11 protein-coding genes are annotated in these 12293 nt (G+C 65.3%); 5 read left to right on the top strand and 6 right to left on the bottom strand.

The window, feature by feature from the left end; all coding sequences use genetic code 11:
* Nucleotide 1 precedes the first annotated feature (1 nt).
* The 4 genes from VN634_07840 to VN634_07825 all read right to left on the bottom strand — a co-directional run bounded on the left by VN634_07840 (nt 2) and on the right by VN634_07825 (nt 5375).
* On the bottom strand, nt 2–625 hold the full coding sequence (locus tag VN634_07840) for an HAD family hydrolase (GenBank protein HXC50777.1): 624 nt from the start codon (nt 623–625) through the stop codon (nt 2–4).
* A gap of 4 nt (nt 626–629) precedes the next feature.
* The gene (locus VN634_07835; protein HXC50776.1) at nt 630–2078 is read right to left on the bottom strand and encodes an FGGY family carbohydrate kinase; all 1449 of its coding nucleotides are present in this window, start codon (nt 2076–2078) and stop codon (nt 630–632) included.
* Between the two features lie 94 nt (nt 2079–2172).
* Nucleotides 2173–3582 carry an FAD-binding oxidoreductase gene (locus VN634_07830; protein ID HXC50775.1) on the bottom strand — a complete coding sequence of 470 codons (1410 nt, stop codon included), beginning with the start codon at nt 3580–3582 and terminating at the stop codon, nt 2173–2175.
* Between the two features lie 149 nt (nt 3583–3731).
* Nucleotides 3732–5375 (bottom strand): glycerol-3-phosphate dehydrogenase/oxidase, encoded by a 1644-nt coding sequence (locus tag VN634_07825; GenBank protein HXC50774.1) that lies wholly within the window; start codon nt 5373–5375, stop codon nt 3732–3734.
* A gap of 306 nt (nt 5376–5681) precedes the next feature.
* Between VN634_07825 and VN634_07820 the strand changes: the two genes are divergently transcribed.
* The 3 genes from VN634_07820 (at nt 5682) to VN634_07810 (ending at nt 8096) form a co-directional block, all read left to right on the top strand.
* Nucleotides 5682–6464, top strand: coding sequence for a MerR family transcriptional regulator (locus VN634_07820; GenBank protein ID HXC50773.1), 783 nt, complete (start codon nt 5682–5684; stop codon nt 6462–6464).
* A 72-nt stretch (nt 6465–6536) separates the two neighbouring features.
* Nucleotides 6537–7040 (top strand): hypothetical protein, encoded by a 504-nt coding sequence (locus tag VN634_07815; protein ID HXC50772.1) that lies wholly within the window; start codon nt 6537–6539, stop codon nt 7038–7040.
* A gap of 300 nt (nt 7041–7340) precedes the next feature.
* On the top strand, nt 7341–8096 hold the full coding sequence (locus VN634_07810; protein ID HXC50771.1) for a Crp/Fnr family transcriptional regulator: 756 nt from the start codon (nt 7341–7343) through the stop codon (nt 8094–8096).
* A gap of 279 nt (nt 8097–8375) precedes the next feature.
* Here the strand turns inward: VN634_07810 and VN634_07805 are convergent, their stop codons facing one another.
* Both VN634_07805 and VN634_07800 read right to left on the bottom strand, forming a co-directional pair.
* Nucleotides 8376–9566 carry an acyl-CoA dehydrogenase family protein gene (locus VN634_07805; GenBank protein ID HXC50770.1) on the bottom strand — a complete coding sequence of 397 codons (1191 nt, stop codon included), beginning with the start codon at nt 9564–9566 and terminating at the stop codon, nt 8376–8378.
* Nucleotides 9566–10522, bottom strand: coding sequence for an alcohol dehydrogenase catalytic domain-containing protein (locus VN634_07800; protein ID HXC50769.1), 957 nt, complete (start codon nt 10520–10522; stop codon nt 9566–9568). The genes VN634_07805 and VN634_07800 overlap by 1 nt, the downstream gene beginning before the upstream one ends.
* 153 nt (nt 10523–10675) lie before the next feature.
* On the opposite strand from VN634_07800, the gene VN634_07795 reads away from it, so the two are divergent.
* Both VN634_07795 and pyrE read left to right on the top strand, forming a co-directional pair.
* Entirely contained in the window at nt 10676–11569 is an 894-nt protein-coding gene (locus VN634_07795) for an alpha/beta hydrolase (protein HXC50768.1), read from the top strand.
* 38 nt (nt 11570–11607) lie between these two features.
* Nucleotides 11608–12171 carry an orotate phosphoribosyltransferase gene (gene pyrE / locus VN634_07790; protein ID HXC50767.1) on the top strand — a complete coding sequence of 188 codons (564 nt, stop codon included), beginning with the start codon at nt 11608–11610 and terminating at the stop codon, nt 12169–12171.
* Nucleotides 12172–12293 lie beyond the last annotated feature (122 nt).

The raw sequence follows: 12293 nt of genomic DNA, 5'->3' as shown, positions 1-12293 counted from the left end.
GTCAGGCCAGACCTGCGACCAGGTCCGGAATCTCTTCGAAACGCTGCGCAGAAAGCGGCGTGCGGCCGCACATCGGACCCATCCCGATGAAGTGGATCGTGGCAGCTTCGGCAGCCTCGAGGTCGGTCGGCTGATCGCCGACGTAGACCGCCTCGTCCGCATCGACGCCGAAGTAGTCGAGGCATCTGTGCAGCATGTCGGGCTCCGGCTTCGGGCGTGCAACATCGAGCACCCCGACCGCCAGATCGAACAGGTCGCGCATCGCGAAATAATCCACCACGCCCTGGGTCGTCTGGCCGCGATTGGTGGCCATTGCGGTCGCATAGCGTGATCGCAGGAGCAGCAGCGTTTCGCGCAGCAGCGGCTTCGGCTGCATCAGCGGAAAGAACGGAGCGTAACTGGTTTCGCGCGCGACCTGCTTGACCGTCGCCAGCATCGCCGGCTGATCCGCGAAGATCTTCTCGAACAGCTGCGACGAGGCCAGCGAATGATAGGCGGCTTCGACCGATTCCGGCATCGGCGGAGCTCCCGCACGACGCAGCACCTCACGATAGAACGCGAGATTGGCAGGTTCGGAATCGAACAGGACGCCGTCGCAGTCGAATATGACGAGCCGGATGGTCACGCCGTCAGCCCGCGTCGGCCACGACGAGCGCGAGGCGCTTCTTCCACTGGGCGCGACGGCTCTGGCGTTCGTCGGCAGAGATCGCCGGCTCGAACGTGCGTTCGATTTCGAAGTGGTGCGTCATCTCCTGCGGCCACACTCCGACGCCGCATCCGGCGAGGCGCGCTGCGCCGAGAGCGGCGCCGTCGGCAAAACTCGAACGCTCGACCGGCACTCCGAGAAGATCGGCCTGCGCCTGCATCAGGAAATCGTTGCGGCTCGCGCCGCCGTCGGCGCGAAGGATGGTCGGCGCGGAAACGCCTTCGGCGATGCTCTCGGCAACGTCGGCTACCCGGTGCGCGATGCCTTCGAGCACGGCGCGCACGATCTGGCCGCGCGTCGAGCCGCGCGAGAGGCCGCCGATCATCGCCTTCGCTTCGGCCTGCATCATCGGCGTGCCGAGGCCCTGGAACGCGGGGACGGCCCACACGCCACCGGTGGTTCCCGCACTCTCGGCGAGAGCTGCGCTTTCGGCCGCGTCGGCGACGATACCGATTCCGTCGCGCAGCCACTGCACTGCGGCGCCGGCCGTGACAACCTGTCCTTCGAGGCTGAACACCGTCCTGCCGCCGAAGCGCCACGCGACGATGGGATAGGTTCCGCTTCCGCCGAACGCGACCGATTCGCCCGAGTTCATCGTGATCATCGCCGACGTGCCGTACGAACACTTCGCCTGCGACATCTCGATGCAGCCGAGTCCGAACAGCGAAGCCTGCTGGTCACCCGCCATGCCGGCGAGTGCGACTTCGGCGCCGAACGCATCGGGCCTGGTTCTCGCGATCTCACCGCTCGAGTCGACGAGCGTCGGCAGCACGCCCGTGTCGAGCCCGAGAGCGGCAAGCGGAGCAGGATCCCACGCGTGGTCGAAGTACGAGTAGAGGCCCGTAGGGCTGGCATTGCCGTGATCGCTCACGTTGATGTCGCCGCACAGGCACGCGGCGAGATACGCGTTCGGCGTGCCGAGTCGCAGCCGCCCCTGCTCGCGCGCGGCGCGTGCTTCGGGAAGGTTCTGGACGATCCATTCGGCCTTGGAAGCGGCCATCATCGGCGTGATGTAAAGGCCCTGGCCCTGAAGCTCGCGGCAGCGTTCGGCGGTGCGCGTGTCCTGCCAGATCAGCATGCGCGAGAGCGGCCTTCCTGTCGGTCCGTCCCATGCGACGATCGACGAGCGCTGGTTGGTGATCCCGACCGCAGCCACGTCGGCGGGCGTGGCGGAAGCCGCGGCGATCGCCTCGCCGATCACCGCACGTGTCGACGACCAGACCTCGAGCGGATCCTGCTCCATCCATTGCGGGCGCGGATAGCTGCTGTGGATTTCGCGATACGCCGTCGAGACGGCATGCCCACGCTCGTCGAAAACGAGCGCCCGCACGCCGGTTGTTCCGGCATCGATTCCCATCACGTAACGCGCCATGTTCCCCCCTTCGCACGTTGCCGGACCGTTCGGCGCGATGGCTGCGGCGGCCGGAACGATCGTGCTTCTCGCAGCCGTCCGCGAAAGCTTTCGCTCAGGCGTCGATCAGAACCCCCGGATTCATGATGCCGTTCGGATCGAACGAGCGCTTGAGCGCGGCAAGCAGCTCGACGCCTTCGCCGAGCTCGCGCCGAAGCCACTGCTTTCGCACGCGACCGATGCCGTGGTGATGGGCGATGGTACCGCCCAGCTCGATGGTCGTTTCGATGGTCGTGCGCCACGCACTGTCGTAGATGCCGATCGCGGCACCCGGATCGCTCTCGGCCGCAACGAATGTGAAATAGATGTTCGCGCCCTGCGTGTAGCAGTGCGAGACGTGACCCGACATCGCAAAGACTCCGGGAATCGCCGCGCCGCGCTGGTTGACGGTATCGAACAGGTCGCCGATGCGGTCCCATCCGATCGCGACTTCGATGGTGTCGGCCACGAGGCCCTGAGCGAGCAGCTTTTCGAACGACGGAACCTTGTTGCGATGCTCGATCCAGCTCGCGACCGGCTCCTCTCCCCGATCGATACCGCCATGTTTGTGCGCGATGCCGAGGACAGCCGCCATTTCGGTGCGAACACGATCCGGCGCGCCTTCGCTCATCAGCAGCAGAACGGGATTGCCGTCGGCGTTCACTGCGAAATTGCGGCCGGCTTCGGTGGCATCGTAAAGGCGCGTGACTGCCGGCGTCCAGCCCGCGCGCAGCATCTCGCGCAGAGCTTCGAGCCCCGATCGAAGCGTCGGCATCGACAGCGCGCGCCCGACGCTGGCTTCGGCTTTCGGATGAATCCGCAGCACGAGCTCGGTGAACACGCCGAGCGTGCCCTCGCTGCCGAGAAACAGGTGGCGAAGATCCGGACCGGTGGCCGAGCGGGTCACCGCGGGCAGGTTCATCAGGCGCCCGCCGGGCAGTGCAATCTGGCAACCGAGCAGCATCTGCTCGATGTTGCCGTAGAGCGTCGAAAGCTGGCCCGATGCGCGCGTCGCGCACCAGCCGCCGACTGTCGAGATGCCGATCGACTGCGGCCAGTGGCCCATCGTGTAGCCGCGCCGGTTCAGCTCTTCCTCGAAGTCCGAGCCGCGCATTCCGGCTTCGACCCGCACGGTCAGCGCGAGGTCGTTGATCTCGAGGAGCCGGTTCATGCGGCTGAGATCGAGGATGATTTCGTTTCCGTCGGCGAGCACCGCGCCGCAGACACCGGAGCCGAGGCCGAACGGCACGACCGGGGTACGCGTACGATCGGCGAACGCGAGCACGGCGGCCACTTCGGCGGCCGAAGACGGACGAACGACAACCGCTGCACGAGGAGCGCCGCTGCGGCGCGATTCGAGCAGCGACCGCATCCACGAGTCGCGGCTTTTCGCCTCGACGGACGCGGCGTCGGTCACGATCTCCAGTCCGGCGATTTCGCGTGCGAGCGCAGGTGCGAGGTCTGCGCAGGCGATCGTCGAGCTCATGTGTCCTACCTCCGTCGGTTCTGCGTCGTGTCGATATGACGCGTATCGTGCCGTGTGACGTGTGTCGTGTCCGCCGTCGTTGCCGCTCGTGCCGCGAACGCCCTGTTCGAATGGCAATCGGTTCGCGGATTCTTGAAAATCGGCGTTGCTCACGCGGAGCGAACGACAGCCAGCTCCCCCGTCCATTGCGCGATCATTCGATCGCTCTCGTTTCGGATCTTTTCGTCGTCCCAGCCAAGCACGCGCCCGAGCGCGCGTGCCACTCCGGGAGCTGCAGCGATTGCCGCAGCCGTGTCGAACATCGCGATGCGGCTGCGACGCCTCAGCAGGTCGTCGAGCCCGGTCGCCATTTCAAAGCGGACAGCGTGCTCGACTTCGGCGTGCGTGAGGTCTTCGAGGCCTGCGACCGGCGCGCCGAGCTCCGGATTGGCGTGAATGCTTTCCGCAAGGTTGCGGGCGGCGGTGCCATACGTGCGCCAGAGTCTTTTCTCGAGCGCGGAGTCCTTCAGCGGCGTGGCCGACGCGCGCGCCGTCTCCTGATCGGCCGATCCGCCGCCGGCCAGCGGGATGCGAGAAGAGTCGACAGAAGCATCCGCCGACTTCCCGAGCACGCGGAACACCTCGGCACAGACGCGCTCGGACATGCGGCGGTACGTCGTGAGCTTTCCTCCGGCGATCGCGACGACCGGCCCGGGGCCCGTGATGATCTCGTCGCGGCGGGAAATTTCCGAAGGAGACTTGCCTTCCTGTGCCAGCAGCGGGCGCACGCCGGACCACGTGCCGACGATCTCGTGTGCGGCCGGTGCATCGGCAAATGTCGCAGCCACCGAGTCGAGCAGATAGCGCGCATCGGCAGCCGAGACGCCCGGTTCTTCCGGAGCCCCCGTGTAATGCGTGTCGGTCGTGCCGATGTAGACGACGCGGCCGCGCGGAACGACGAACGTCGAGCGTCCGTCGGGAGACTTCAGCACCACGCTGTGACGAACCGGCAGGCGCGAATGCGGCACCACCAGATGGATGCCGCGCGTCAGCGCGAGGCGTGCGCCGCCTTCTGCGGACGCGCGCGAGCACGACGCCATCGACTGGACGCGCTCGAACCACGGACCAGCTGCATTGACGAGACTTCTCGCCCGGATGACGAGCGACTCTCCGCTGAGGCGGTCGACCACGCTCAGCCGAAGGCCTTCGGGATCGCTCTCGACGGCGGTGACCTCGGCATAGTTTGCGACCAGTGCACCGAGCGCCGACGAAGACTGGATGTTTTCGAGAACCAGGCGGGCGTCGTCGGTCAGGTATTCCTGGAATACGACGGCTCCGGCGAGCGGCGAGGGCCTCAGTCCCGGCTCCTTGTCGAGCGTCTGCGTGCGATCGAGAACCTGGTAGCGTTCGCCGGCTTCGTCGCCGGCCAGCTTTTCGAACGTCCAGACCCCGGCCTGCATCTTCATGCGACCGGCCAGCGACGCGGTCGGCATCATCATCCACAGAGGCTCGGCGAGGTGCGGCGCCAGCCTTCGAAGCACCGCTCGCTCGCGGGCAGCTTCCCGCACCAGCGCGATGTCGCCCTGGGCAAGGTAGCGAAGGCCGCCGTGAATCAGCTTGGAGGAGCGGCTGCTGGTGCCGGAGGCGAAGTCGCCTTTGTCCAGAAGTACCGTGGCCAGGCCGCGCAGGGATGCCTCACGTGCGACTCCGGCGCCGGTGATGCCGCCGCCGACGATGACGACATCGGCGACGGCCGAGGCCGCCAATTCGAGGTTTTTTCGCCGCGTAGTGAGGTCGAAAACGGCGGTTTGCACTCGCGCCGCCTATGTCCTCAGCCGCGGGGAGTCAACAAATCGATCGCCGGCGGCGTCTGCATGACCGGTCGGCAGGCCTTCGTGGCGGATCGCCCCACGGACCCGGCAAATGTGACCTGCGATGCATTACCCGGACGACAGACCCGGAAACGGCGGTGAGCGTGGTCATGCGAACCGGGTCGAGTAGATAGCGGCATAAGCGATGACGCTTCGCATCATCGCGAATAACCTACGATTTTCGTTGACAGAAGGGAACGCGTTTCAGTAAGAAGCGGGGCCCGATCACACACTCCACTGAGTCAAGTCATGCCCTCCGCGCTGCGCCGAAAAACTCCTACGACGAACGGGCTCCTTCGAATCTCGGACCTGTCCCGTGAGACCGGCGTGTCCACCGCGACGATCAAGTTCTACATCCGCGAGAAACTGCTTCCTGCGCCGACACTCAAGACGGGCCGCAACATGGCCTACTATGATCGCTCGTTCGTCACGCGCATCCGCTTCATCAAGGAGCTTCAGCAGAAGCGTTTCCTTCCCTTGGATGTCATCAAGGCCATCCTCGACCAGAACGATTCGATCATCAGCCCGCGCGAGGTCGACACGCTGCTGGGGCTCGAGGGGACGTTCTACGAAGCGATCCATTTCACTCCCGGCCAGCTTCCGATGACGCTCGAGCAGGCAGTCGAGCGTTTCCACATCGACAAGGACGAGATCGAGTTCGCCGTGCGCCAGGGCGCCCTCGAGCCCGTCGATCGCGGTGGAACCCGGTACTTCGAAGGCGACGATCTGCTGATGCTCGAGACCATGGCCGAGCTCGAGCAGGCCGGGCTCCGGCAGGACCTCATTCCCCAGCAGGTCTCACTGCCGATTTACGTCGATGCGGTCGAGAGGCTCGCGCGCGAGGAGCTCAAGATGTTCTCGCGCGCCGTGACCGGGAAGATCGAGGAAGGGCAGGTCGCCACGATGGCGCTTGCCGGCGTCAAGCTCGTCGAGCGTTTCATCGTCCTGCTGCGGCGGAAGCTTCTGCTCCGCCTGATTCAGGAGATGCGTCAGGAAAAGGAAGAGGGGAAGAAGTCGAAGGCCGCCGGGTGAAGCCGGCGGGGTTATCGTTCGCAACGCGAGACGAGTGAGGGCTGCGTCTCGCAGAAGGAAAATGAGGGGAACATGAGCCAACTCGCTCGAGCGGCGTCCGAACCGGCTTCGGAGCCGCGCAAATCGAAAACGGTGTGTGTCGAAGACCCGGCCACGAGAATGGTCGAGCCCGACACGATGACGCCTCTTCAGTTCTACGACCGGATCTTCGCCGAGGCGTCACTCGTTCCGGAAAAGCGCCTCATGCTGGCCGTGCTCGAGGACGCAATCGCGTCGTTCCAGCGCGCATTCATCCAGCCGCGGGCGATGATCGAGGAAGCGGAAGACTTCGACGTGGAGGCGTGGCTGCAGTCGGACGACATGAGCTGGCCGTTCTCGTTCGCGAGCATCTGCCAGGCACTCGACATGGAACCCGATTATCTGCGCACCGGACTTGCCGACTGGCGCTCACGAGCGCAGCGCGACGGAATGAAGGGGCAGGTCTATCGATTCCCGTTCCGGCGCGTCAACGGCAGGCGGCACAGCATCAACGCAAAACGGGAGCGCAAACGCATCCGGCACGCGAAGGCGAGCTGACGAAGATCCTCCGCGCGACGGTTCGCGCGGGGAAATTGTTGGGATTTGTCCGGGCGCGGCACCGAAAGGTGTCCGCGCCCGTTTCATTTTCGGGAATTCGCACCCGTGCGACGAGTTTCGGACGTGAGGTGAAAAAAGTCACCTGATTGCTGTCCTTTTTTTCTCTACAGTGACGAAACAGTACTGACATTGTGACTGCCACGTTAAGGTGCGCGGCTGCACAACCGGCAGGCACTGTCCGTTTGCAGCAAGCCTTCCGGATCTGCGCCCGCGACAACACCGGGGGGCCGGGGAGTCACTATGGGTGATCGTACAAAGGAATCTGCGCTCGGCATCCTCGCGATGTCGCCGGTTTTCCAGGCGGCGCCATCATCCGACCTCGAACGCCTTGCTCCGCGCTGCCTGTGGGAACGCTACCGGAAAGGCGCCGAGATCATCCGACGAGGTGCTCCGGGCGATTCGCTCGGAGTTGTCGGAAAGGGCCGCGTCAAGGTCGTGCTTCCGTCGCCGGACGGAGAAGCCGAGTTCATCATCGCGATGTTCTGGCCGGGAGACGTGTTCGGGGAGATCGCCGCGTTCGAGCAGCCGGCTTACGTTGCCAGCACGATCGCAATCACCGAAACCGAAATTGCGTTCGTTCCGCGCGTGGAGCTCATCGCCCTTCTGGAGCGTCGACCGGCCGTGGCGATCCGTCTGCTGGAGGCCGTCTCCTCGAAGCTGCGCACGGCGTGCGATCTCAGCCTGAGCATGCGGTTTCTCGACGTTCCGTCGCGGTTCTACCAGCGGCTGCTTTACCTTGCCCGCTTCGAGTCGCAGCGCACCGGAAGCTCGCTCGTCATCCAGCACGGCCTGTCGCAGCAGGAGCTCGCCGATTCGATCGGGGCGTCGCGCGAAGCGCTGAACAAGGTCATATCCGACTGGAAGAAGGCCGGCCTGATCGAATGGGGCCGCGGCCACGTGATCGTGCACGATCCGTCGCTGCTCGCAGAGCGGATGCCGGCGGCAATCCGCAACAGCTTTTCAGCGGATCGACGCAGCGAAGCCGGCGCGCTGTAGCAGCCACGCATCCAGCCTTTCATCCCGGGACGCTGTTCGTGCGCGAATCAGGCCAAAAAAGGCCGGATGATCGCGGAGGAGTCACGAACATCCGGCCTCGCCGGGGGACGGTTGAGATCGCGGGAGCCGGCCCCGGAGTTCAGCCGGCTGGCACCAGCTGCGCAGTCAGGTGTACCAGACCACGCCGCGCCACGCTGTGTCCCAAGTCATACTATGCAGATTTTTGTGCACAGTAAGTGACAATAGATAACAGAGTCCGCGCAAAACCGGCAGGATAGCTCAGCGATCCTTCGGCAATCCGAGCACGCGCTGGGCGATGATGCCGCGTTGTATCTCGGACGTTCCGGCCGCAATCGTCCGGCCGCGCGAATAGAGCATGAGGTGCGGCCACTGGCCGCCGCGCGGCGCAAGCTCGTCATCCGGCGAAAGGTTTCCATACGGCCCGAGCATCGCGACCGCGCCCATCAGCATCCGCTGGTACATCTCGCTCCAGAACAGTTTCTCCATCGACCCTTCCGGCCCGGGATGGCCGCCGCGAAGCTGGCGGGTCAGGTGTCGCAGCGCGGTCAGGCGCATGGCTTCGCTCTCGATCCAGGCCTCGGCGATGCGCTGGCGCTGGATCGGATCCTCGATCGGCGGCGGGCCTGCGTCGGTCCATTCCTTCGCAAAACGGACCAGATCGGAAAGCGCAACGCGCGACTGAAGCTGGCGCTGGAACGTCAGCGTGGCGCGTTCGTGCATCAACAGCGCAACCGCCATGTCCCAGCCCTGATCTTCCTTTCCGACCATGTTCTCGCGCGGCACGCGCACGTCTTCGAGATAGACTTCGTTGAACTCGCTGTCGCCGTTCATCTGGCGAAGCGGCCGCACCTCCACTCCCGGGACGCGCATGTCCATGATGAACATCGTGATGCCCTTGTGCTTGGGCACTTCGGGATCGGTGCGCGCCAGCAGGATGCAGAAATCCGCATATTGCGCGTAGCTGGTCCAGACCTTCTGTCCGTTGATCACGTATGCGTCGCCGTCGCGCACCGCCCTGGTCGACAGCGCGGCGAGGTCCGAACCGGCTCCGGGCTCGCTGTAGCCCTGACACCAGATCTCTTCGGCCGTCAGGATCGGCTTGAGATAACGACGCTTCTGCTCCTCGGTTCCGTGCGCGATGAGCACCGGCCCGACCATGCTGAGCGCGAGAAGGTTGATCAGCTGCGGTGAGCCGGCACGGGCGAGCTCTTCCTGGAAGATGATCTGTTCGAGCAGACCGGCACTTCGCCCGCCATATTCCTTCGGCCAGTGAATGCCGCACCAGCCGCCCTCGTGAAGCGTGGCCTGCCAGCGGCGGCCGTCGCGGACGACCTCGTCGAGTGTGCGGTGCTCGCGCGATCCGAACGCGCCCTCGGACTTGCGCAGCTCGAGCCACGCGCGCAGCTCACCGCGGAAACGTTCCTGTTCGGGCGTATACGAGAAATCCATCAGCTGGCCCGCACGAGCACCTTGCGCACGCCGCGGCGGCCGGCATGCTCGAACGCGGTTTCGACGTCCTCGAGCGCGTAACGCGCGTCGACCAGCGGAGCTACCGACACGCGACCGTCGGCCAGCATTGCAAGCGCGGGCTCGAACTGGCCGCAGCGCGATCCGACGATCGTGATCTCGTTGATCACGATCGGCGCAAGATCGATCTGGTGGGCGCCGGCGACGGTGGTCTTGAGCACGAGGTGTCCGCGCGGCCTCGTGCAATCGATCGCGATGCGAAGTCCATCGGTGGTTCCGGTTGCTTCGACGACGAGCGCGTACCCGGTCCGGTCCGGCACGGCACCGGCCAGCCGCACGCCACGCTCGCCGAGCCATCCCACGCGATCGAGATGACGTCCGACCAGATCGACGCGATAGCCGCTCGACGCGAGCACCTGCGCGACGACCGCTCCGAGCTTGCCGGCTCCGAGAACCAGAGCGTCACCGCGCGGCGCTGCGCCGAGCTGTTCGAGAATCTCGCACGCGGCGCCGACCGGCTCCGCAAACGCAGCGACTTCGTCAGAGACCGAGTCGGGAACGGCCAGCAGGTTCTGCTCGGGGATGAGAAATTCCTCGGCCAGCACTCCGTCGGCACCGGCGATGCCGAGGACACTTCGCGAGGGACAATGGCGGGCAAGCCCGCTCGCACACCAGTGGCAGCATCCACATCCGAAATTGATTCCGCCGACCACGCGCCGACCGGCCCATGCGCCGGTCATCGCTTCACCGACGAACTCGTGCCCGAGCACGCCGTGAAAACCCATGTATCCGCGGGCGATCTCGAGATCGGTGTTGCAGATCCCGGCAACCAGCGTGCGCACGCGGACGAGGTTCTGTCCGAGCTTGCCGTCGGCAACCGGCGCGGCGTACTCGCGCTCGAGGCGCGGTCCGCCTGCTTCCATCACGAAGGCCAGCATGGCGGCGCGTTCTAGCACCGCCTCGGCAAGCGGGCGAATGCACGCGACCCCGCGGGAATGATCGCACGAGACGCCCGCATGGACTGCGAGAATCTTTTCCGGTTTGATACCGCGGCTTTTCTGCAGGCCTCAGCAAGCCAAGGAGGAACCGGCGTGCTCCCGACCGAAGCCATCGTCTCACCCACGTCGCACTGGTTCTTCTCCCAGCGGCTGCGGCTGCACTACGTCGACTACGGAAACGACGACAAGCCGCTGTGCGTGCTGGTGCATGGCGGCCAGGATCACTGCCGCAACTGGGATTTCGTCGCGACGACACTGTGCCGCGACTATCATGTGATTGCGCCCGACCTTCGCGGGCACGGCGATTCGGCGTGGGCGATCGGATCCAGTTACGGGATTGCCGAATACGTCCTCGATCTCGCCCAGCTGCTGCGGCATGTCGGCAAGACTCCGGTCACGCTCGTCGGCCACTCGCTCGGCGGTGCGATCGTGCTGCAATACGCCGGCGTATTCCCCGACGGCGTTTCGAGAATCTGTGCGATCGAAGGCATGGGCCCGCCGCCCGCCATGCTCAAAGATCTCATGGAGAAGCCGATCGAGGAGCGCATCCGCGAGTACATCACCGGCACGCAGGCGCTTCCCGCGCGCAAGGCGCACGAATACGCGACTCTTGCCGATGCCGAAGCGCGCATGCGCGACGCCAATCCGCATCTTTCAGTCGAGATGGCACGCCACCTGACCATTCACGGCGTGATGCGCCTCGAAAACGGCAACTACGTCTGGAAATTCGACAACTACGTGCGGGTGTGGGGCCCTTACCGCTACGACGCGGAAGGCGTGCGAAGACTCTGGAGCCGCATCCAGTGCCCGGTGCTGCTCGTGCGCGGCGGACAGAGCTGGGCGCAGAATCCGGTCGAGGACGGCCGCGCCGGCGCGTTTCACGATTCGACGTACGTCGAGGTCCCGGATGCGGGGCACTGGGTCCATCACGATCGCTTCGCCGAGTTCACCGGTCATCTGCACCGGTTTCTCGGAATCGCTGCGTGACTCCCGATCGTGAGTGCATCATGACCGAAGGAGCAATCATGGCCCCTGCTGTGGATCGACGAACGCTGGTGGAGCTTCTCGCGAGGCTCTCCTACAGGAAAGGAATCTTCCGGCTCGCGTCCGGTCGCGACAGCGATTTCTACGTCGACGTCAAGCAGACGGTGTTTCGCGCGGACGGTGCGCGCGCCGTCGGCGAGCTGCTGTGCGACCGCCTGCAGTCGCACGCAATCACTCTCGTCGGCGGAATGGCCGTCGGCGCGATCCCGCTGGTTTCTGCGGCGCTTTCGGCAGCGTCGGCGCGCGGGTATCCGCTCGACGGATTCTTCGTGCGCAAGGACGTCAAGGACCACGGCACTGCGCAGAAGATCGACGGACGGTTCCGTCCGGATGCCAGCATCGCACTGGTCGAGGACGTGGTGACAACCGGTGCGTCGACGCTCATGGCGATCGATGCCGTACGCGCCGCCGGGGGCAAGGTCGCGCTCGTCATCACGGTCGTCGATCGTCAGGAAAACGATGGCGTCGCTGCTCTCGAAGCAACCGGCGCGATCGTCGAGAGTCTTGCCACGCGCAGCGAAATCATCGCGGCTGCGCAGGCTTGAGGCCCCGTCCGGGGCCCATCTGACAAAAACCTCCTCGCTTCCGGGCAGAACGTCTTCTCGCCCCGGTGTCTGCTTGTTAGCGTCGCTGACGAGTTTCGGGACGCGGTACGGCAGAAGGCCGA

The sequence above is a fragment of the Candidatus Limnocylindrales bacterium genome, from assembly GCA_035571835.1.
In the GTDB taxonomy this organism is placed as follows: domain Bacteria; phylum Desulfobacterota; class Binatia; order UBA1149; family CAITLU01; genus DATNBU01.
Note: the sequence above shows the minus strand (reverse complement) of the source record. Positions and strands in the feature narration are given on the sequence as shown.